The organism is Blautia sp. 210820-DFI.6.14, from assembly GCF_020558815.1.
GTDB lineage: Bacteria > Bacillota > Clostridia > Lachnospirales > Lachnospiraceae > Blautia_A > Blautia_A obeum.
In genome coordinates this window covers 95,565-118,947 of the sequence record NZ_JAJCKS010000003.1, presented here as the reverse complement: position 1 = coordinate 118,947, position 23,383 = coordinate 95,565, and the positions used below count along the sequence as shown (strand labels likewise).

The 23,383-nt window shown below is 42.7% G+C and carries 18 protein-coding genes; 3 read left to right on the top strand and 15 right to left on the bottom strand.

The window, feature by feature from the left end; genetic code table 11:
• The 4 genes from rffA to LI112_RS04425 are packed head-to-tail and all read right to left on the bottom strand — an operon-like array spanning window position 1 to window position 4,316.
• Complete coding sequence (gene rffA / locus LI112_RS04440) at window positions 1-1,128, bottom strand: dTDP-4-amino-4,6-dideoxygalactose transaminase (protein ID WP_005422754.1); 1,128 nt, start codon at window positions 1,126-1,128, stop codon at window positions 1-3.
• 19 nt (window positions 1,129-1,147) lie between these two features.
• On the bottom strand, window positions 1,148-2,419 hold the full coding sequence (locus LI112_RS04435; protein ID WP_227190291.1) for an acetyl-CoA carboxylase biotin carboxylase subunit family protein: 1,272 nt from the start codon (window positions 2,417-2,419) through the stop codon (window positions 1,148-1,150).
• Window positions 2,416-3,384 (bottom strand): hypothetical protein, encoded by a 969-nt coding sequence (locus LI112_RS04430; RefSeq protein ID WP_055055666.1) that lies wholly within the window; start codon window positions 3,382-3,384, stop codon window positions 2,416-2,418. Before LI112_RS04430 ends, LI112_RS04435 begins: the two co-directional genes overlap by 4 nt.
• Window positions 3,384-4,316, bottom strand: coding sequence for a glycosyltransferase family 2 protein (locus tag LI112_RS04425; RefSeq protein WP_005422747.1), 933 nt, complete (start codon window positions 4,314-4,316; stop codon window positions 3,384-3,386). Before LI112_RS04425 ends, LI112_RS04430 begins: the two co-directional genes overlap by 1 nt.
• Window positions 4,317-4,455: 139 nt before the next feature.
• On the opposite strand from LI112_RS04425, the gene LI112_RS04420 reads away from it, so the two are divergent.
• Both LI112_RS04420 and LI112_RS04415 read left to right on the top strand, forming a co-directional pair.
• Window positions 4,456-4,806 (top strand): hypothetical protein, encoded by a 351-nt coding sequence (locus LI112_RS04420; protein ID WP_005422744.1) that lies wholly within the window; start codon window positions 4,456-4,458, stop codon window positions 4,804-4,806.
• A complete protein-coding gene (locus LI112_RS04415; RefSeq protein ID WP_005422742.1) occupies window positions 4,799-5,137 on the top strand; it encodes an EamA family transporter in 339 nt (112 codons plus the stop codon). The genes LI112_RS04420 and LI112_RS04415 overlap by 8 nt, the downstream gene beginning before the upstream one ends.
• A 139-nt stretch (window positions 5,138-5,276) precedes the next feature.
• On the opposite strand, the gene LI112_RS04410 is transcribed toward LI112_RS04415, so the two are convergent.
• From LI112_RS04410 to LI112_RS04375, 8 genes are all read right to left on the bottom strand, one after another.
• A complete protein-coding gene (locus LI112_RS04410) occupies window positions 5,277-5,879 on the bottom strand; it encodes a zinc ribbon domain-containing protein (RefSeq protein WP_055055667.1) in 603 nt (200 codons plus the stop codon).
• A 52-nt stretch (window positions 5,880-5,931) separates the two neighbouring features.
• Entirely contained in the window at window positions 5,932-7,362 is a 1,431-nt protein-coding gene (gene clpX / locus LI112_RS04405; RefSeq protein WP_005422736.1) for an ATP-dependent Clp protease ATP-binding subunit ClpX, read from the bottom strand.
• A gap of 138 nt (window positions 7,363-7,500) precedes the next feature.
• Window positions 7,501-8,976 carry a S1C family serine protease gene (locus LI112_RS04400; protein ID WP_227190290.1) on the bottom strand — a complete coding sequence of 492 codons (1,476 nt, stop codon included), beginning with the start codon at window positions 8,974-8,976 and terminating at the stop codon, window positions 7,501-7,503.
• A gap of 130 nt (window positions 8,977-9,106) precedes the next feature.
• Entirely contained in the window at window positions 9,107-10,030 is a 924-nt protein-coding gene (locus LI112_RS04395) for a glycosyltransferase family 2 protein (RefSeq protein WP_118045509.1), read from the bottom strand.
• Between the two features lie 108 nt (window positions 10,031-10,138).
• On the bottom strand, window positions 10,139-11,668 hold the full coding sequence (locus tag LI112_RS04390; protein ID WP_195967021.1) for an LCP family protein: 1,530 nt from the start codon (window positions 11,666-11,668) through the stop codon (window positions 10,139-10,141).
• 17 nt (window positions 11,669-11,685) lie between these two features.
• Window positions 11,686-13,089 carry an undecaprenyl-phosphate glucose phosphotransferase gene (locus LI112_RS04385; RefSeq protein WP_055055670.1) on the bottom strand — a complete coding sequence of 468 codons (1,404 nt, stop codon included), beginning with the start codon at window positions 13,087-13,089 and terminating at the stop codon, window positions 11,686-11,688.
• A 166-nt stretch (window positions 13,090-13,255) separates the two neighbouring features.
• Window positions 13,256-14,209, bottom strand: coding sequence for a glycosyltransferase family 2 protein (locus tag LI112_RS04380; RefSeq protein ID WP_227190289.1), 954 nt, complete (start codon window positions 14,207-14,209; stop codon window positions 13,256-13,258).
• Window positions 14,210-14,217: 8 nt separating this feature from the next.
• Window positions 14,218-16,089, bottom strand: a complete 1,872-nt coding sequence (locus LI112_RS04375) for a glycosyltransferase family 2 protein (protein WP_022388409.1) — start codon at window positions 16,087-16,089, stop codon at window positions 14,218-14,220.
• A gap of 180 nt (window positions 16,090-16,269) precedes the next feature.
• Here LI112_RS04375 and LI112_RS04370 point away from each other — a divergent pair, with 180 nt between their 5' ends.
• Entirely contained in the window at window positions 16,270-17,523 is a 1,254-nt protein-coding gene (locus LI112_RS04370) for a D-alanyl-D-alanine carboxypeptidase family protein (protein ID WP_022388410.1), read from the top strand.
• A gap of 95 nt (window positions 17,524-17,618) precedes the next feature.
• On the opposite strand, the gene rfbD is transcribed toward LI112_RS04370, so the two are convergent.
• From rfbD to LI112_RS04355, 3 genes are read right to left on the bottom strand one after another with little or no spacing between them, the layout of a single operon-like run.
• A complete protein-coding gene (rfbD, locus tag LI112_RS04365) occupies window positions 17,619-18,467 on the bottom strand; it encodes a dTDP-4-dehydrorhamnose reductase (RefSeq protein ID WP_055066505.1) in 849 nt (282 codons plus the stop codon).
• Between the two features lie 11 nt (window positions 18,468-18,478).
• Window positions 18,479-20,932 (bottom strand): glycosyltransferase, encoded by a 2,454-nt coding sequence (locus tag LI112_RS04360; RefSeq protein ID WP_055066506.1) that lies wholly within the window; start codon window positions 20,930-20,932, stop codon window positions 18,479-18,481.
• A 23-nt stretch (window positions 20,933-20,955) separates the two neighbouring features.
• Window positions 20,956-23,382: a glycosyltransferase gene (locus LI112_RS04355; protein ID WP_022388412.1), complete on the bottom strand. Its 2,427-nt coding sequence runs from the start codon at window positions 23,380-23,382 to the stop codon at window positions 20,956-20,958.
• Between the last annotated feature and the right edge of the window lies 1 nt (window position 23,383).

Below are 23,383 nucleotides of genomic sequence, written 5' to 3'. Positions count from 1 at the left end.
TCAAAACTCAAACTCTCTGATCTTTTCCGCAATATAATCCACATCATCCATTGAAAGATCATAGAACATCGGAAGCCTCAAAAGGCGTTCGCTTTCTTTCGTTGTATAAACATCTTTTCCATGAAACCTTCCAAACTTCTCACCTGCCGGAGAACTATGCAATGGAACATAATGAAAAGCCGGTGCAATTCCATTTTCACGGAGATAAGCGATCAGTCTTGTACGTACAGCAATATCTTTCACCTTAATGTAATACATATGTGCATTGTGTACACATCCCTCCGGAACGACCGGTCTCTGAATCTTTCCCTGTTTTTCCAGATCTTCCAGTCTCTCATGATATCCATCATAAACCTGATGACGTTTCCTGTTGATCTTATCACACTCTTCCAGCTGTGCATACAGATATGCCGCATTCATCTCGCTCGGAAGATAGGATGATCCATAATCAATCCATCGATATTTATCAATCTGTCCTCGGAAAAATTTACTTCTGTCCGTTCCCTTTTCACGCAGGATCTCAGCTTTTTCCTGATATTCATTCTTCTGGAATACCAGAGCACCACCTTCACCCATAGTGAAATTTTTTGTCTCATGAAAACTGTAACAGCCAAAGTCACCAATCGTACCAAGTGCCTTTCCATGATAATAAGCATCCACTCCCTGTGCTGCATCCTCAACAACTTTCAGGTTATGTCTGCGTGCAATCTCCATAATTTTATTCATCTCGCAGCCAACACCGGCATAATGGACCGGAACGATTGCTCTGGTCTTCTCTGTGATCGCATCTTCGATAAGATTTTCATCTATATTCATCGTATCCGGACGGATATCAACGAATACAATCTTTGCACCTCGAAGTACAAAAGCATCCGCAGTGGAAACAAATGTATACGATGGCATGATGACCTCATCCCCTGGCTGGATATCACTCAGGAATGCCGCCATCTCCAATGCATGCGTACAGGATGTTGTCAGGAAAACCTGATTTACCTGGAAACGTTCTTTCATCCATGCTGAACAAAGCTTCGTATATTTTCCATCACCACAGAGCATGCCCTGCGCTACTGCATCCTGAATATACTTTAATTCATTACCGACAAGTGCCGGTCTGTTAAAATAAATCATCTGACTCCTCTACTTTTCTTTATAAAGAATACTTGGGTATCTTATTCTGAAAAACAATTTCTTCTCCATCCGGATCCGTCATACTCATTTTCTCAAAAAAATCTCTTGATATCTCATCAAGTTCTTCTCGACTGCCTGCCTCTATATAATACAATGCAAGATACGGGTTCGGACCGTATGCCACAACTTCTTCTCCTGCCTCATAGAAAATCCACGGTTTTACAACCGCTTTATCTTCCGCGAGTTCATATGCAGCCTGTTGTTCCTGAATCTGTTTCAGTCTCCCATGAAAATACAAAACAGCTCCATGCATCAATGGTTTACGGATATCCTGCGCTTCCAACATCTTTGTAACATACTCGTTATCGTAAACATAATTCAGCAAAAGTTCTTCCATGTTAAAGCGATATACCATATCAGTCAGCTCATGCTCATAGCCAAAGAAACGTGCAGCAATCTCACAGACCTGGATTCCCTCTCCTGCTTTCCAGAAAAACTGCATGGAAAGCGGTCCTTCCTTCTGTCCGGTATACTCAATATACGACTGCAGCAGGGAAACCGCCGGTTCTTCCACCTTATCGATCAGGCAGCTCGGATACACATTTCGTGTGCTCTCCGGAAGCTCTCCCTCCGCAAACTGTGTTTTCTCTCTGTCTGCAATACTGATGACTCTCACCGCTCCATCAGAAACCCAGGTCATCATATTAAATTCAAATCCATCATTATATTCTTCAATCAGAATTTCATCCAGATCTGTAAACTCTGCGGTTTTACGAACACTTCCTGCAAGCTGCTCCTGATCTTTAATGATGAAAATTCCTCTTGAACCATATTTATCCAGCGGTTTACTGATCAATGGATATTTAAGCCCTGCTGTTATTTCGGCAAGTTTATATTCATTCTGTTCTGCTGCCGGTACTTTCACAAATCCAGGCGTCGGAAGCCCCAGCTTCGAAAGCAGTTCCCGACAGGCTGATTTGTCTCTGTACCAGCAAAGCTGTTCCGGTTTCAGATAGCAGGGCAATCCCGCTTTCTCTGCAATTTTGACCATGCATTCCATGAGCAGATCTGAAAAAGAGGTTATGATTCCATCAACCTTTTCTTTCTGGCAAAGCTCTGCCACTGCATCAATATCCGTAACAGGAATCACGTAAGATGCATCTGCATACTGTCTTGCCGGTCCATCTGGGTAACCATCACAGACGATCGTATAATATCCCCGTTCTTTTGATTTTTTAACAAGCTGTACAAATTCGCCCAGTGTACCAAGTATCAGTAATCTGTGCTTCATTCTCCGGCTGCCTCCCATTCTTTGATCCGTTCTGCCATATATTGCATTTCTTCTTTTCCATAACGCTGGTCACATGGCAGAGGCAGTACATCTGCCGCCCACTGATATTCCAGACTGCTCTCTGTACATTCTTCGAGAATGTTTTTCCAGTAGGTCGGTACAAAAATCTTATGTTCTGCAAGCCAGCGTCTTAACTTAAGGCCTTCTTTATGATAATACGGATAAACAAATGGCCCCTCCGGTGTCACCCGGGTAAAAATAAATTCTGACGGAAGTGCCTCGGAAAGTATACGATAATTTTCCTCTCTCTTACGTCTTCCCGTCTCATAATCGATTGCTCCCAGAAGATTCTCTGTCAGCCTGGACATACGTCGAATCTCCATGCCTTCATACCGAGCTGCATTCTGAAGCATCTCCTGATAGTAGACGCCTGCATTTTCTTCGTACCGCCCAAGGATATGTCCCATTCTTTTATTGGAATGATCCACTGGCTTATCCATCGGAAGCACTGCATCTGTGGAAAGATATGCTCCATCACTGACTCCCCAGAATTTTCTGCAGGAATACAGGGTATCCACACCTTTCAGCGGTTTCTGAAAGAAAGCATGCGTATGATCCACAATAATATTTCCAAAAATCTTCTGATATGCCAGGATCTTCTCATCTGTCAGTTGACCGTAATAATTGACCAGATACAGACATTCACTTTCTCCCAGTTTTTTCCGGGGAAGCAAAACATTTAACTCCGCATCCAACTGATAACGGCTGATCCGGATTCCATGTTGCTCGCAGGCTTCCGTTACCGACTCGCATAAGAATACCGGCAGATATATTTTTGTATAACCGCGGCCTTCCAGAAGCCACCGAAGTGCTGTTCTTCCCAGATTTACTTTATAAAGATTCGGATAATACTCTTTACCTCCAAAATCTTCCAGCTCAAAATAGCCTCCGATTTCTTTTTTCATCAGTCCGTGTCCTCCCGGCGCACAACATAATGTGGCATTTTCTTTGCTTCGTTCAGAATATTCATCAGATAGATTCCCATGATCCCAATCGACAAAAGAATCAGTCCAAAAAATGCCAGCATCACCATCATCAGGGATGTCCAGCCTTCAACCGACACACCAAACGCAAAGTAACGCACAAGAAAATACACTGCCATGACCATGCTCACCAGAAAACTGGCAATTCCGATATTTCTCACCATAAGAAGCGGAAATGCTGTATGTGCGGTGATATCATAGATCAGATCCTTCACAAGACGTTTGAAAGAATAGCCGCTCTTTCCATAAACCCTTGCCGCATGCTGTACTGGTACGTTGATGATTCTGTTGGATGTCAGCACCAGAAGGTTTCCGATCTGAGGCAGGTATGTATTTGTCTTCACCATTGCATCTACAAGGAAGCGACGGATCAGACGGTAACTGGTGATCTGAAGATCCGGGTCTTTGCCAAGCATCTTAGAAGTTGCCCACACAGAAAATTTCGTTCCGAGTTTGCGGATAAATCCATGCTGTCTGCCTTCATAGCTCGCAATGATCGCATCAACATCATCGCGTTCTCTCATAACATTTATCATCTTCGGAAGTTCTTCCGGCTGATGCTGCAGGTCATCATCCATGGTTACAACAAAATCACCTTTCACATGTGCAAATCCACACAGAAGCGCCGGATGCTGTCCAAAATTTCTTGCCATCTGTATGATGCGAACTCTATTGTCCTTTGCACGAAGTTCCTGCATGACTTCAAAGGAACGGTCTTTGGAACCGTCATCCACAAGAATCAGTTCAAACTCTTCTTTTATTACTTCCCGGAATACTTTTTCCAGGCGTGTATAAAGTTCCTGTAAGGTGTGTTCGGAATTGTATACAGGAACAACAACGGAATACAAACTCATAGGTTTCCCTTTCTTTCTAAATACGCAATAAATTTATGCATTCTTTTTTATCATATCATTTTCATAATCCATTGTAAACAATTAGTATATGGTGTAAAATTAATAAATATTGGTCAAAAAATAATATTGTGGAGGAATTATGAAAAATTTCAGAAACTATCTGCAGCTCCATCTGAATATTCTGCTGTTTTCTCTGACAAGTGTTTTTTCAAAACTTGCCTCGATCCAGTACAATAAAAACGGACTGCATGCCCCGCTTCTATATGTATTCCTGTTCCTGATGATTGCCAACTGCGGAATCTACGCGATCGCCTGGCAACAGGTCATCAAAAAATTCTCACTGTCCACCGCCTATGCCAACAAAAGTGTCTATCTTCTGTGGTCACAGATCTGGGCAGTCGCAATTTTTCATGAACAGCTTTCCGTACAGAACATCATCGGAATCCTGATCGTATTATTCGGAGTATGGACGGTGCAGAGATATGAATAGAACTTTTATCCTGATCATGCTGGGAGGAACTTTCTTTTCCGCAATCTCCCAGATTCTTCTGAAGCAAAGTGCAAATATAAAATATGACAATCCTTTAAGAGAATATCTCAACTGGCGTGTCATCCTCGCCTATGTGATGTTCTTCGGTATTCTTCTTCTGAACACCTGGTGTTATACCAAAGTAGACATGCGCTATGGGCCTGTGATCGATACTGCCGCTTATGTATTCGTATTATTGCTTTCTCGTTTCATCCTGAACGAAAAGATCACAAAGGGGAAACTGATCGGTAATCTGATCATCATTGCCGGCATCCTTGTATACACATTGTAAAAGCCAGACGCCATCAGTTATCCACAATCCAGGCAGAGTTTTTCACAAATAAAAGGAACAGACTGAAACGCTGCATCTGTATGATGTTGCATTTCAGCCTGTTCTTTTTTATTTGTTCAGATCATTTATTTCACTGACATTATTCTTCTTTTTCGCCCTCTGCTTCCGTTTGCTCTTCTGCATCTGTCTGTGCTGCTTCCTCTGCCTCAGCAGCTTCCTCTACTGTTTCTTCTGTTGTTACCGCATCTTCAGCAGTATCTGCATTTGCTTCCTCAACAGTTTCGTCTGTTTCCTCTGTTGCAGTCTCTTCAGCAACTTCTTCTGCTGTTCCCTCGATCACATCATCTCCGGCATCTTCTTCCGGTTCAACAGTCGGACATGCTGCGCCACACTGTGAACAGAACGCATCATCTTTTGCAAGCGGACTTCCGCAGGATGGACAAAAACGTTTATTTTTTACCTTCAGTTCAGATATATCTGTTTTATATTTCTCGATCTGTTCCATGCGCTGGTCAATCTGTTCGCAAAGTGCTTTCTGTGCATCATCTACCGGAATTTCCTTTTTATAACGTTTGTAAATGATTCTTCCGAGGTCGGCCATTGCTTTTTCTATCTGTCGTTCTTCACCGGAGATTTTGTTTTTAAGTCTCTGGGTCTCATAAACCTCCTCTGCACGTCCGCTCAGTTCCTTCGCAGTTTTTGTAAGTGTTTCTCCAAGACTTCCAAAAAAATCTTTTGCCATGATAAGTTACCTCTCTTTCTTTATAAAAAGCCATGTTATATATACTCTGTATTTAGTGATTTCCTTCCAGCAGCGGAACTTCCTGTCCTCTGAGAAGAATCTTCGGGCCACCATTGCCTTCTATATATTCTCTTGTGATCGTAACCTGACCGATATTATCATCTTTCGGAATCTCATACATAATATCCAGCATATATTCTTCCAGAATTGCCCGAAGAGCTCTGGCTCCTGTGTGTTTTTCCATTGCTTTGGCTGCAATGGCATGCAGTGCTCCCTCTTCAAATTCCAGTTTTACCTCGTCCAGTGCCAGAAGCTTCTGATATTGTTTCAGGATCGCATTGCGTGGCTCGCTTAAGATCTGTACCATCATATCCTCTGTAAGCCCATTCATGGTAAATATGATCGGCAGACGTCCGATAAACTCCGGAATCATACCAAAACTTCGAAGATCTTCCACCGTCACCTTCTCCAGAATATGTGGATCGTCATCATACTTGTCTTTCAGATCTGCATAAAATCCAATAGACGCCTGCTTATTCAGACGTTCTTTAATGATATTTTCCAGATCCGGGAAAGCGCCTCCACAGATAAACAGAATATTTCTTGTATTTACCGTTGTCAATGGAACCATTGCATTCTTGCTGTTGGCTCCGATCGGCACTTCCACATCTGCTCCTTCCAGAAGTTTCAGCATACCCTGCTGTACAGCTTCTCCGCTGACATCTCGCTGATTGGTATTTTTCTTCTTTGCGATCTTGTCAATCTCATCAATAAAGATGATTCCATGCTCAGCCTTCTCCACATCATTATCAGCCGCTGCAAGCAATTTGGAAACAACACTTTCAATATCATCACCAATATATCCTGCTTCTGTAAGAGAAGTCGCATCGGCAATCGCCAGCGGAACATCAAGCAGTTTGGCCAGTGTTTTGACCAGATAGGTCTTTCCGCATCCGGTAGGTCCGATCATCAGCATATTGGATTTTTCAATTGCGATCTCATCCATGGTATCTGTTGCTACACGTTTATAATGGTTGTAAACGGCAACGGACATTACCTTCTTGGCATATTCCTGACCGATCACATATTCATCCAGGGTAGCCTTGATCTTATGCGGTGCCGGAATCTTCTTGAGATCTAGGACTGGTTCTTTCTTTTCTGCTTTTTTCTTTTTGGGTTTCTTCTGCTGTCCCATCTGATTCTGGAAACTGCTTAGATCGATCATGCTGACATTTGGCATATTGAGCAGATCACCATAATTAAAATTTCCTGTCTGCATCTGCTGATTCATACTGTCAAAGCTTCTCTGCATACAGTCCGGACATATATGTATATTATTAGGAAGATCGATCATCTTACCAACCTGACTCTCTGCCCGATGACAGAGCGTACAGTACTTCTCAGGTTCTTTCTTGTTTTCTTCCTGATCATCGTCATCGCTGACCTCTCCCTCTAAAATCTCATCCTCGTATTTATCTGCCATATATCTGTAAACTCCTTCTGCATAGTTGTTATCTGTCTCATATAAAGAACGCACAGATCAAAAGTGCATTCTGCATCTTCGAATCTATGCGTTCATTATAACATAACCAGTAAAACTGTAAACTAAAGTTTTTATAAATTAATTTTTGCTTCCGAGCGTGACTGAAATTGTCTTCTGAACATACTCTCCGTTATCTGCTCTTGATACAACAACATCCACCGTCTCACCGGATGCATAATACGCAAGCTTACTCTCCAGATCATCTTTGCCGCTGACCGTCTGTCCATCAAAACTTACGATAATATCACCTTTCTGGATACCTGCTTTCCCTGCAGCGGAATTTTTCTCCACACGGATAACAAAAGCTCCCTCCGGCATATCATACATCTGTATTGCCTCTGTGGAAAGATCAGCCGTAACGACCCCAAGATAAGCTGCATTCTCTGATTCAACTTTATCTCTTGTCTGACGGTTCATCAGTTCCTCAAGAATCGGCTGTGCCTTGGATATTGGAATTGCGTATCCCATTCCCTCTACCGCACTGTCCGCATACTTTGCAGAGTTGATGCCGATCACTTCTCCCTGCATATTCAGCAGTGCTCCACCACTGTTACCTGGATTAATCGCCGCATCTGTCTGAATCAGGCTTGAACTGGTACCATCATCTGTCGAAATGTTTCTGTTCAATGCACTAATCCATCCGGAGGTAACTGATTGTCCATATCCAAGTGCATTTCCAATTGCCACAACCTGTTCCCCAACCTGAAGGTCATCGGAATTGCCAAGCTGCGCTATTTTGATCTGCGAGAGTGTGTCTTCCGGTATATCTGATTTCTGAACTGCAACCACAGCCAGGTCATTTGATTCATCCGTACCTTTTATCTTGGCACTGACTGCATCTTCCACATTGACATCACCATCGCTGCCGGACATATCCACCGTTTCCTCTTCTGCGTTGACTACATCATTTCCGACAAAGCATACACTGAGTGTTGTCGCACCGGATACCACATGATTATTTGTTGCGATCAAAAGCTCATCGTCATTTTCTCCGACAATGATTCCAGAACCGCTTCCTTCACTGGAATATTGCTGTGTACCATAACCAAATCCAAATGCCCGGAAATAATTGGGGATTTCCTGTACGCTTACAGATGTAATTGCGACTACCGTTGGCATTGCTGTATCTGCAACTTCTGCAACAGAACCCGTCTGTGACACAGCAGCTGCTGTTTCCGAAGCGACCGTTTCATTTGAAGCAGCTCCTTCACTTTCATTCGAATCACTTCTATCTGCCGAAGAATCTCCTGCAAGCTGTGCTGTCTCTATCTGACTGTCCTTCCCGTCTGATCCCAGATATTTCTCGGACGCAAAATTCACTCCCTGAAATACAGCACCTGCTACCAGACCGAATACAACTGCCAGCGAAATCGTTTCTGCAAGTTTTTTTCCGCCACGTTTTTTGTTTTTTTTCTTTTCAGGTAATTCCTTCACTGTATCTGATTCTGTATTCTGATGCATACAATAATGTTCATATCTTGGTGGCTCATTCTGTCGATTGTTTTCTGTATCATTCTGCGGAGCATTCAGATTCCATTTTTTTTCATCATCCATGCCTGTGCTCCTTTCTTTCTATCTTTTTTATCCTATGAAAACAGTGTAACAATCAATTGTGTTCAAAATGTGACAACTCCTTTAAAAAACCGTGTGCTTATAGCTGTTTCATTGACAGCCGTCTGTATTTTTACACATTCCAGTATTCGCGGTTCATTGTACACCATAAAATCATTTTTCGAGGAAGTTTACGATAGTTTTTACCACTCAGATAGCCGGCATATTTACAGCCCGACTGAAGTATTACTCCCGGAATCAGCCATATTTTTCTTTTTTGGATCAGGTAGTTTATTGTTTTCTTTACAAGTTTTATTCCTTCTCCCTCTGACGGCACTCCTGCAAAAATTTCCGGATGTTCTGCCTGTGATACACCCAAATCAAAATTTCTGTGGAACTGCTGCATGCAGGAGTAATTGTGAGAATGTATCACTTTTGCATCCGCTGCATAAGCGATTCCATATCCCATCTGGATCAGTTTTCCTGCATAGATCATATCTTCGTTAAAAATCGTCTTTCTGACAAAGCCTCCCAGTTCCTGATAAATTTCTTTTTTATATGCAGCACACACATTAGAGCAGAAAAAAGTTTTTATTCCATATAAGGAAAGGTCTCTTTGGGTTCTTACATAAGATTTCTCCGGGTAGTTAAATGATCTCGTATAACGTTCTGCAAAACTGCACATTTCATTCGGCAGCTGTCTGGCATATGCTGCTGCGATCATTTTTTCCTTTTCCAGTGCCTTTACAAGATTTTCTATCAGATTTCTGTCCGCCGGAACAGCATCCTGTGTCATAAATACCATAATCTCTGCATCCGACAATTCTGCTGCCCATGCACGTGTTCCGCCATGATCAAACTCAGATTTTTTCAAATGGTGTACTTCCAGAAGTGGATACTTCTGTTCTAATTCTTTATTCCAGTAATTTTCCTCTGTATTCATTGCAATAATACGATGGATCACTGCTGTCTGCTCTGTGAGCCGTTCAAGCAGTACAGAAAATTCTTTTCCCGGATGGTACACCGGAATGATCACATCTACTTTTATATTTTCCATGCTTTCTCCCTTTGCGTCATTCTTCGCTGCTGGTTTTTCGTATGAATGTATGGTAACAGAAGAAGGGAATTTCTTCAACGAGAAATTCCCTTCTTTTATCATAGTTATTTATGCTGCACTTGGATCGGCCTCTGCAGCTGCTTCTGACGAAGCTCCGCCATCATCACCGCTTCCTTCATCAACGTAACCGTCATCACCACCACTGGTGTCTCCGCCTGTGGTGTCTCCGCCTGTAGTATCTCCGCCTGTAGTATCTCCGCCAGAACCGTCATCACCGCTGGAATCATCACCGCTGGAGCTTCCGTCACTATTATCAGAATCATAATCCGTATTTCCACCGCCGGAACTTCCGCCACTATTATCAGAATCGTAATCCGTATTTCCACCGCCGGAACTTCCGTCACTGTTGTCAGAGTTGTCAGAACTGCTGTCAGCGCTTCCACTGTCATCGGAGTCATAATTGCTGCTTGTATCAGACCATCCGCTTCCGTTATTCTCGAAAATGACTGTATCATTTGCAGTATTCTCTTCTACTGTAGCCTGTTTGTCATCCAGACTGCTCTCACCGCCAACGATCTCAAGGATCTTTTCACTGTTTGCAAGTACAGTTGCAGACGGTGTATATGCCTCATCTCCGTAAAGGAATTTATGCAGTTCGATAACATTGCTTTCCAGTGTCGTCGGTACAATAATACTTCCCTTAACATTAGCGAATTTGAAAGAGGACGGGAATCCTGTCGTATCGTCTACACTGTAACCGATCAGAGTAGGCAGAAGCTGCAGGATTTCGTCTTTTGTCATAGAAGTTGTAACCATCGGGAATACATCGTCCATGATCTTGAAGATCTTGCCAAGACCGGCAGATTTTGCCTTGCTGACGATCATCTGGATCACACGTCTCTGTCTCTCTGTACGTCCCATATCAAGGCTTGCTGTATAACGGATACGACAGTAAGAAGTTGCCTGTACACCATTCAGATGATAATGATACTGAACTGCCTCGATATCATCCGGTCTGTCCGGAAGTTCGATCGGTGTATAATCCTTACCTGTTTCTTCGGATGTCTCTACACAGTAGTTATTCATATGAACAATCTCGGCATAAGACATATCCATATCCAGTCCACCAAGGTCATCGATGATCGTTGTCAGCGCATTGAAGTTTACGGTTGCATATTCGCTGATGTTCAGGTCGAGGTTTGTATTCAGCATTGTGATCGCCTGTTCGGCTTCACCGTAAGCATACGCTGCGTTCGCCTTGGAATAAGTATCGTTACCAAGATTGAGAAGGGTATCTCGATATACAGAAACCAGCTTCACATCTTTTGTGTCATTATTTACGCTTGCAATAATAATTGTATCACTGTTCTCACCGCCGAGTGCAGTATTTTTATCACGGTGGTCAATACCAAACAGAGCATATGTTGTATAACCTGTCAGAGTTGATTCCTGTGAATCAATAGAATCCTGTACTTCCTGGTTTACTTTGATCTTACTGTCATCCAGAACTGGCTGATTGATCTTGTCCAGTTTTGAATTCAGCTGTCCATATACATACAGACCACCGATAAACAGCAGAAGAACAATAATTTCAACAGCAAATAGTATCTTTTTTGTTTTTGACTTAGGTCTTGCCATCTTCTCTCCCCTTATCTTTAATATGCATTTTTATTAATGAACCCTTTGAAAATCGTCAGGAACAATATCTTTATATCAAATCCGATCGACCAGTTCTCTATATAGTAGAGATCACAGTCAATACGTTTACGAATAGAGGTATCTCCCCGGTAACCATTTACCTGTGCCCAGCCGGTAAGTCCCGGACGCACCTGATGTTTCACCATATATCTTGGAATTTCCTCACGGAATTTCTCAACAAAAAACGGTCTCTCCGGTCTCGGTCCCACCAGACTCATATCACCCTTCAGAATATTAAACAGCTGAGGCAGTTCATCAATGCTGGTCCTTCTCATAAATTTACCGATTCCGGTTACCCTCGGATCATTCTTAACTGTCCAGGCCTTCTTTTCTTCGGCCTCCGGCTGAATTTCCATAGAACGGAATTTGTACATCCAGAAATTCTTATTATGAAGCCCGACACGCTCCTGTCGGTATATAAGTGGTCCCGGTGATGTCAATTTGATGAGTATGCACATCAGCAGCATGACCGGTGAAGAAACAATGATCGCCATGATCGCCCCAACAACATCCATCAAGCGTTTGACCATTGCATTAAATGTATTACTCAATGGAACATAACGGATGTTGATCACCGGAAGTCCCAGTATATCTTCCGTATATGGTTTCGTAGGAATGATCTTATTATAATCCGGTATAAATTTGGTATGAACACCAGATTTCTCACACATTCCGACAATTTCCTCCAGTCGGTAATATTCACTCAGTCCCAGTGTAATTGCAATCTCATCCAGCCTGTTTGCAGGAAGTATCACAGAAAGATTTGCAATTCGTCCGATAACCTTGATTCCATTATAAGCAGTTCCTGCCGGAACATTATCATCAAGGATTCCTCTGACAACATAACCCCACTGTGGATTCTGCTGAATTCTGTCAATATATTCTTCCGCTGCCCGGCTGTAACCTACCAGTATCATCTGCTTCTGATTCAGTCCGCGCTTTCTCATTTTTCTCAGCATGGAGAAAATAAAGAGCCTTACTCCCCATTCTGCAAAGATGTTGATCACACAGAAAATGTAAACCGTCAGTCGGGAGAAATCAGACTCTCCCATCATATACAGACTGAATACGATCAGCAGAAGTCCGAGTACATTTGCCTTGATGATATTTGCCAGAACCAGTCTGCGCCCCTGCATATGCAAAGGCTCATATAAAGTAAATGCCTGATACAGAAGCAGATACCCCGGTATGATAAATATCAATGCAAACATGTACTCTTCAAACGCAAGTGCCCGGACTGCTGAATATGCAAACGGACCGATAAAACGGATCATCCAGGCAAGTACATAGGTCACAGCAATGACAATGGCATCAATTAACATCTGGAGACGACTGAAATTCTTCTGATTGTCCTGAATCAATCTCTGCCACCTCTATCCATTTCATTGTGTTTTAAGCATCTCTGTCCGTACATTCTGAATCCCATGTCTGGACAGACACGTTTATATTATAATAGTTGTCCTTCAAAATCAATAAAATCTTATCTTTTATTATATTAAATTTCCATAAACCACTGTAAAAATGACTTTATGCCCGAATTCTGCGGAACATATTTTCCCACAATTCAAGCTGTATCTTACAGTAATTGGGAAGATGTTTGACCGAAAACGGAACTTTCCTGTGATTCATGCTGATAGAAAATCCGTTTTTGATACCGGCCAGGTATTCTTTTCCCATTCCTTTTAGTGCAAAGAACAGAAACTTGATCAGAAAACCCGCTGCCAGAAACGGCAGATTCAGGATGATCTGAAGGAGAGGCATATTTTTATAGATCAGATAAATATTATTTCTGGAAGAATATCTGGTCTTGAAATGATTATATCTGGAGCCACTCGTACCACTTCCCACATGATATACGACTGCATCCGGTACATACCAGTTTTCATATCCATAAATTCTGGCACGGTATCCGATATCCGTATCCTCCAGATATGCAAAATGCTCCTCATCAAAATATCCGATCTTTTCCATGATCTTTTTACGATAAATAGCTGCACCTCCGCAGGCTGAAAAAATTTTTTCTTCTTTCTGATACATATCAATATTTTTTCCTTTTCCCCGCGCAAAAGACCAGCCCAGCGCACAGTAATAATTTCCTGCATCATCCAGCTTATCTCTGTCATGATACTGTACCATTCGTGCCGCACACGAAAAAGCATTTTTATGTCTTCTTATCGCCAGCAGCATCTGCTCCACAAAATCTTCCTTTACTTCCGTATCATTATTCAGAAGCAGTACATATGGTGCTTTTGATGCTTTTATTCCCTCATTGACAGCCCGGCAGAATCCAAAGTTATCCGGCAGCTCAATAATATGCACCCATGGATAATTTGCACTTACAAACGAACAGCTTCCGTCTGCGGATCCGTTATCCACCAGGATCACTTCAAAATTTTTCAGTGTCTGCCCTTCCAGACTTCCCAAAACGCTGTCCAGAAATGCGATTCCATTAAAATTCGGTATGATCACCGATACTTCCATATTATCTCCTATCTGTTTTCTTTCTCTTTTAACTCCATTCCTTTCAATGGACGAAGAGAATAATTCCATTTTGAAAGAGAAAGGTTCTTATTATAGTACGGATCTCCTTTTTTCAGAATATCGATCCAGTGACACCGGATATACTCGATTTCTTCCTGAAAACGCCGTACCTTCTCCTGGCTGTCTTCTGCACCTCGTGTTTTTGATTCCATATGATACAGCTGTACATATGGATCATAAACGATCAGTCTGCCAGTCTCTCTGACCTTCAGACAAAGATCTACATCATTGAATGCAACGGACAGTTCCTCGGTAAATCCACCAACTTCCTCAAAAGCTGCTTTTTTCATCATCATGCATGCTGCAGTCACTGCACTCATGTCCTGAAGGATTGAAGCCTTATGCAGATATCCGGTACGATTTGCCGGCATATTCACGAACATATGTCCGGCAATTCCGCCAATTCCAATTACACAGCCTGCATGCTGGATCGTATCATCCGGATAAAGCAGCTTTACACCTACTGCTCCGACCTCCCTGCGCTGACACATTCCAAGCATTTCTGTCAACCAGCCTTCTGTAATAACTGTCACATCATTATTCAGGAACAGAAGATACTCCCCATTTGCATAACGTGCTCCATAATTGTTGATCGCAGAATAATTAAATTCTTTTTCCCAGCGAATGACTCGAATCTTCGGATCTTTCTTCAGTTCTTCGTAATATGCAAAAATTTCCTGAGAAGTGCTGTTATTCTCTACAATGATGATCTCATAATTCTGATATTTTGTTTTTTCTTTTATGGATGCAATGCACGCATGAAGTGCTTCTTTCTCATCTTTATTCGGAATGATGATCGAAACAAGCGGCTCTCCATGGACCGGATACTGTACGCGGAAAAATCCGAGATCCGGTGTATGTGTTACTGTTCCCTCTGTACCGGTGCGTTTCAGATGTGCTTCAATCGCACGCCTGCCTGCTTCAAATGCATACATCTTGCTTGCAGGATTATCTGCAGTAGATGCTTTATGCGTCCGCCAGTGATAAAGGATTTCCGGAACATGTCCGATCTTGCCGGCCTCCTCTACACAGCGAAAAATAAAATCATGATCCTGCGCACCGTCAAATTCCTGCCTGAATCCGCCGGCTTTACGTATAACAGACTGTCTGGCAACAAAAAAATGACAGATATAATTATTGGAGCGCAGAAGGTCCAGATTAAAATCCGGCTTCAGATGCGGCTGAAAATGCTCGCTCAGATCTGTAGTCACCTTATCTTCATCCGTATAAACAGCGTCCAGTTCCGGATCTTTTTCCAGAGCAAGCGCAATCTCATAAAGTGCATTTGGTGCAAGCAGATCATCATGATCCAGTATTCCGGCAAACTCACCTTCCGTCATTGCAAGTGCTGCATTTGTGTTCCCTGCAATTCCAAGATTCTCTTTTAATTCCTGTACACGTATGCGGCTGTCCCTCTGTGTATACTCAGCAAGTACCTGTTTCATCTGTTCATCATCCGGGCTGCCGTTTGCAATACACAACTCCCAGTTGCCGTAAGTCTGTGCCAGAAGTGAATCGATCATCTGACGCAGGAATGTTTCCGGCGTCCGGTATGCCGGAACCGCCACACTGATCAGTGGAGCACTTGAAAATCTGTGATGACGCTGTTTCTCAAGCTCTGCCTCATCCGGTATATAGGCCTCATACCAGGGGCCATATGGTACTTCTTCCGGTTCAAAACGTTCATGAAGGCGTATCCAGAATTCTTTTGGTCCGTAATGCTTAAAATAACGCAGTCCTTTTTTGATCGTATAAGGGTTTAATTTTTTCAGCATCCTTCCCCATTCGATATGCCCTGCCACATCTTTATTTTTACTCATATTTTATTGATACCCTCAGGTTATTTTTCTTTGTTTTTATATATAATCGGATATCATTTTATCATCCTGCCCCTGTTTTTGCAAGGGCGTATGTCATTCTGCTTGAATTAAGCGCTAAAATGGGATATGATAGATTCTATTGAAACCTTAAGATAAGAAATATAATGGGAGTACAGATTTATGAAATCAAAAAGATTATATAGTGGTCTGATGGCTCTTGGGCTTGCATGTACACTGATATTCCAGACACCTGTCCTGGCAGCCGAAGAAACGGCCGAAACGCAGACCTCTTCCATTTCGACCAACAGCATCTCCGGCTGGCCACAGGGTCCGGATATAACCTCCACAGCTGCAATGATCATGGAAGACAGTACACAGACTACCGTTTATGCCAAAAACATGGACCAGGTTCTTTACCCCGGTGCTACAGTAAAAGTTATGACCACGCTTCTGACTCTGGAAAATGCACAGCTGAGCGATCAGGTTACTATGACCGCGACCGGTGTTTCCGGTGTCACGGACGGCGGTGCAAGTATTTCCGCTCAGCTGGATGAAGTCTTTACTGTAGAACAATGTCTGTATGCGATCATGCTTGCATCTGCCAATGATGTTGCTCTTCAGATTGCAGAACAGATCGGTGGTTCCGTTGACGGATTTGTTCAGATGATGAACAACCGTGCTGTCGAACTTGGATGTACCAATACCGTATTCACTAATCCTACCGGACTTCCTGACGAAAATCAGCATACAACCGCTCATGATATGGCATTGATCACAAAAGCGGCTATCGACAACGAATCTTTTCGAGCCATTGCAGAAACCACTTCCTATACGATTCCGGCCACCAATGTATCTGGCGGTGAACGTGTACTGACCAACAACTTCTCTATGCTGAACAATACAAATGCTTCTTATTATCAGTATTGTCTCGGTGGACGCGAGGGATACACAGAAGCTTCCGGAAGTACTTTGGTCTGCGGAGCAGAAAAAAACGGAGTTTCTCTGATCGCCGTTATTCTCCAGGGTGCATCCGGCACAACTGCTGCCGAAGCAGTCAGTCTTCTCAACTATGGATTTGACAACTTCCAGCTCCTTTCTCTTGGAGATAATGATTTTGATATGGCATCCGGTGGAAACGTATTTGTACCAAACGGTACTACTGCTGATGCACTTACAACACAGGATGGCGAAGTTCAGGATGGACAGTACAACCGTCAGTTTCTCTTTAATGGAACTCCGGTCGGCACTGCGGTTATGTCTGTAACTTCACCGGAAGAAGATACTGCTGTTATTGAAGCCAGCACACAGAATCTGACAAATGCCCAGGATTATACAGTCAGTCATACTTCTGTTCCATACTTTGTGATCGGTGGTATCGGACTTCTTCTGCTTCTCCTGATCCTTTTCCGCATCGTAAAGGTTGCGAAATCCTGATTCCTGTCAAACTTACGAACATGCAAGAACCGGCCACTGTCTTTTCAGACAGCAGCCGGTTCTTTTTATCTTTTATTCTCTGCTTCTCAATTATTTTACTGAATTTCTTTCAGATAACGACCAAGTGCATCTTTCCAGTCTGGCAGTCTTGTGAAACCATGTTCTTCCAGTTTTTTCTTTTCAAGACGGCTGTTTGTCGGACGTTTTGCCTTTGCCGGATATTCTGCTGAACTTACCGGAAGTACTTTTACATCCATACCTGCCTGACGGAAAATTTCTTTTGCAAAATCACACCAGGAAATGTATCCACCTTCATTTGTTGCATGATATTTACCATACTCTTCTTTTTCGAGCATATCCACCAGAAGTCTCGCAAGATCATAAGTATAAGTAGGTGTTCCGATCTGGTCATCAACAACTGTCAGAGTATCATGCGTCTTGCCAAGATTCAGCATAGTTTTGATAAAGTTCTTGCCATTAAGTCCAAATACCCATGCAATACGTACAATATAATGTTTTGGAGCATATTTTTCTACGGCAACCTCTCCATCGTATTTTGCCTGGCCATAAACGTTCAATGGTTTTACAACCGGATCATCCGGCTCCCACGGACGTGTTCCCTGTCCGTCAAATACGTAATCTGTACTGATATACACCATCGGAATATCAAGTTTTCCACACATTCTGGCAATATTTTCCGTACCTTCTGCATTGACTTTGTGGCAAACTTCCTGATTATCCTCAGCTGCATCTACTGCTGTCCATGCAGCACAGTGAACAACTTTGTCCGGATGTACTTCTCCGATCACACGCTCAACAGCAGCTCTATCTGTGATGTCCATTTCATCCACATCCACTCCAACGCCTTCATAACCTCTTTTGGCCAGCTCATTCATAACATCATAACCCAACTGTCCTTTTACACCTGTTACTAATACTTTCATACAAAATCCTCCTATATCCGTTTCAGTGAGAAATCCTGGCTCTTTAATGTCAGATTCGGGTTGTAATATGGGTCCCCATCACGCATGATATCCGGCCAGCGTCTTTCAAAAATCTGAATTTCTTTATTAAATCGTGCTACTTTTTCCGGTGTATCCTCCAATCCTCTGGACTTGGATTCATAATGATACAGTTCTGCGTATGGATTATATACGATCAGATAACCGGCTTCTCGCAGTTTCATACAGAAATCAATGTCATTAAATGCAACTGCAAGTTCTTCTGTAAGCCCTCCGACTTTGTCAAAAGCTTCGCGCTTCACCATCATACATGCAGCAGTAACTGCACTGTAATCCTGTGCACAGATGATTCTGTGGCAGTAGCCTGTCGTTCCTCTCGGCTGCAGAACAAAACAATGCCCTGCAATTCCGCCGAAACCAATGACTACACCTGCGTGCTGAATCGTATCATCCTCATAATACATTCTGGCACCGACAGCTCCAACATCACTGCGCATACAGTAGCCAAGCAGTTCTTCCAGACAATCCTCATTAATGATTTCCGTATCGTTATTCAGCAGAAGGAGATATTCACCTTTTGCAAAAGCAGCTCCATAATTATTGATTGCAGAATAATTGAACTCCTTATCCCAGTAAACCACATGGGCTTTTGGATTCTCTGCTTCCAGTTTTTTGTAATACTGGAAAGTAGCATCATCTGTACTGTTATTTTCAACAATGATATATTCATAATTTTTGTAAGTAGATTTCTGATCAATGGAATCCATACACCGTTTCAAATCATCAATATGATCTTTATTCGGAATAATGATGGAAATCAGTGGATCATGGTCTCTGTGAAATCTTGTCCTGTAGAGCCCCAGAAACTCTCCCTGATATACTTCTGCGTCAATACCCGTTCTTCTGTAGTGTTCTTCAATCGCACGCTTCCCGGATTCAAATGCATAAGTTTTGCTCTCCGGATTTTCCGCGGTGGATTCCTCATGACATCTCCAGTGATACAGGATCTTCGGTACATGACAGATCTCTTCCGGGCTGACAGCCTCTATACAGCGGAAAATAAAGTCATAATCCTGCGCTCCGTCAAATTCCTTACGGAGAGTTCCGACCTGTTCAATAACTTTTCTGTCAACAACAAATAAATGACAGATGTAATTTACTGTGCACAGAAGATCCGGATTGTAGTCTGGTTTGAAATGCGGCTGGAAGAATTTATGTCCATCCATCGACATCTTATCCTCATCAGAATAAAGGACCTTCACATCTCTGTTTTTATTCAGTGCCTTCACACATTCAAACAGCGCATTTGGTGTCAGTTCATCATCATGATCTGCAAACGCAATATAATCACCCGTTGCAATCTCAATCGCAGCATTTGTATTTTCAGAAATCTGCAGTGATTCCTCATGAGACACTACTTTAATCCGCTCATCCGATGCTGCAAGTGATTCAAGCAAACCGGCGATTGGTGAATTTGCCCCACTTCCATCTGACAGACAAAGCTCCCAGTTCGGATATGTCTGCTCTTTGATCGTCTCAACCAACTGTCGAAGATATTTTTCCTGTGTTTTATACAGTGGGATCACAATGGAAATCTTTGGCTGAAAATCAAATTTTTCTCTTCTCTGACGTTCCAGTTCCTTCGGTCCCGGAAGATGTCTGACGATCCACTTCTGATATGGAATTTCCCTGGTAGATGCCGTTCTGACCTTAGCTGCAACTTTTCCGACAAGAGCGGCACTTCCCTGTGTTTTCCAGTAACGGATTCCTTTTTTTGCATATTTTTCGATTTTTTTCCGGATCACCACCGTCTGCTGCAACGGAACCACATGCACAGATTTTGTATTTCCGGCATAAAAAACAATGTAAACAACTTTGCCTTTTAGATTTGTCAGCTCCACAAAGAATCCTGATTTGTCTTTGTTTTCCATCTGTTCCATCTCTTCATAAAGCTGTTCTACATCCACACGCTCCGTTCGAAGTACTTCCGCCTGGATTTTTTCTTTATTTTCATCAAAGATCTGGATACGTACTGGTTCTGCTGCCACTGCCCATCCCCGGACACGCAGAAATCCCTGCTGCACTTTTTCCTCTTCAATGTAAAACTGTGGTTTTCCCCTTCTTTTTTCAAGATTCTTTACTGAAATCGAAAACCAGCAAAATGTTTTTTCCGGCATCTCCGCATAAATACTAAGTTTCTGGTATCCCTCCAGAGATTCCGGAAGCTGTACAGCCGCTGTGATCCGCTCGCCCCGCATCAGGTCTGGATCTTTAAATCGTTCCAGTGCACTGACGACTTCCAGTCGCTGAATTTCTGCCTTTACCTCAGATCCGTCCAGTTTCGCACGCATTTTGGCCTCTTTGGGCCATGTGCCCTGCAGAATATAACAACATGGATCCTGCAGATGGAATCGGTCCTTTGTTACCTCAAAAATTTCTCTTGCCATATAGAATTATCCTACCTCATTTCTCAGTCTTCTCTCAGGGAACAGTCTGCTTCTTTCAGTGACAGATTCGGATTATAATACGGATCTCCCTTGCTCATCTGTTCGCCCCATTTCTCTTCGAAATGTTTTGTTTCCTTTTCGAAACGGAACTGTTTTTCCGGTGTGTCTTCCATTCCCCTTGACTTGGATTCATAGTGATAAAGTTCCGCATATGGTGTAAATACAACTTTCTTTCCAGCTGCCCGCTCTTTCATGCAAAGATCAATATCATTAAATGCAACCACAAACTCTTCGTCAAAACCACCCACAGCTTCAAAATCTTCGACTTTCATAAGCATGCATGCCGCCGTTACCGCACTGATTTCCTGAACATTTACGGCTCTTCCGAAATATCCTTTATCTTCGCATGATGCCTGGCACATGATATGTCCTGCAATTCCGCCCATTCCCAGGACAACACCTGCATGCTGGATCAGATTATCCGGATAATAAAGTTTAGCACCAACGATTGCGACATCTGGCTGCTGGCAGATCATCAACATTTCTTCGATCCATCCCGGAGTAATGACTTCTACATCATTATTCAGGAACAGCAGATAACTGCCCTTTGCATCCTTTGCTGCAAAATTATTGATTGCGGCATAATTAAATCCCTCTTTCCAGGTGAGCACCCTTGCTTTTGGATAACGCCAGGAAAGATTTTTATAATACTCAAATGTTTCTGGCTTTTCGCTGTTATTTTCAACTACCAGTATCTCGTAATTTTTCCATGTTGATTTCTCATAAATGGAAGAAAGACATTTTTCAAGATCATCAATGTGGTCTTTATTTGGAATAAGGATGGAAACAAGCGGCTCACCCTGAATCTTCACATGACTGCGATACCAGCCCGGATGTTTCGTCATCTCCACTTCAGCCTCAATACCAACTCTTCTGTAATGTTCCTGAATTGCACGGCATCCGGCTTCATACGCATACGTCTTACTCTCTGGATTTGCCGCAACGGAATTCATATGACATCTCCAGTGATACAGTACTCTCGGAATATGGATTACCTGTTTTGCCTGTTCGCAGCAACGCAGGATAAAATCATAATCCTGAGAACCGTCATACTCCTGTCTCAGACCGCCTACCTGATCTACCAGGGCTTTTTTGACTGCAAAAATGTGGCAGATATAATTATTATCTCTTAAACGAAACAGGTTATAATCTGATTTAAAATGGGGTTCAAAATAAAATTCCCCATCCATACTCAGCTTGTCTTCATCTGTATAAACAATCTCCGGCCCCTGATGGTCATTGATGGCTTTGACGATTTCATATAACGCATCCGGTTCCAGCGTATCGTCGTGATCACTGAGCATCAGATATTCCCCCGTCGCCATCTCAATCGCTTTATTTGTATTAATGGAAATACCGCCATTTTCCTCCAGATGTTTGTACAGGATACGGCTGTCTTTTCCATAACGCTTCTGAATATATTCTTCTACTTTCTGATCCGGACTTCCATCTGCCAGACAAAGCTGCCAGTTTGTGTAACTCTGTGCCCGAACAGAATCGATCAATTCCTTTAGATATGGGGTTGGAGTACAGTACAGCGGAATCACAATACTGATCAGCGGATTCTGCTCAAAATGTGTATGTCTCTGTTTTCTGAGTGTACGCCGGTCAGCTTTATGGCGTTTGAACCACTCTTCATAGTCTTCCTTGTGTTCTCCATCTTTGTCTTTATGAAAAAGGCGTCCCCAGAATCCTTTGGATTTCTGCTCTTTACGAAGTGCTTTAATATCGATTTCATAAGTCTTTGTTGTGGAATCTCCACAAAAATGAAGTACGATACGATTCCCCGGAATTTCCAGAAAAGCTGCTGAAATACTGAATCCGATCTCCTGATTTTTGTAATCATCATCGAGATGACGACGTTCCACAACATCCGGTCTGCGTCCTCTTGTGATCTTGCAGTCCAGAAGTTCCGTGTTTTCTTTGTGAACCGTCACTTCCACATTTCCTCTCTGGTCCGTTGTCCATCCCTGGATTTCCAGCATCAGTCCATAAAGTACCTCTACACGGTCAATATGAAATTCTACCAGTTTATCCTTGACCAGTTCATCCAGGTCATCACCCGCACACTCCCAAAGCAGTGTTTTTTCTTCTCCGTCCAGCAAAAGAAGTTCTAACAGATCGTATTTTCTGCGAAGTTCCAGTACCTCTGGAATCGTCACAGTAAAACCCGGAAGAAATCCTTCTGTCTCCACATCCAGAGACTGCGCCACATCCGGGCGTTCATATCTCTCGATTTCCGGTATATCGATTACTTCATAACCATCCCCAAGCAACTGAAAGATGCATTTCTTTTTTTCAGGATGCATATACCAACCTACAAGGCTCAGCACATGTCCATGTCTGTCATCGTATCTCTCTTCATCAATGCTGAAACAAAGTTTGTCCATA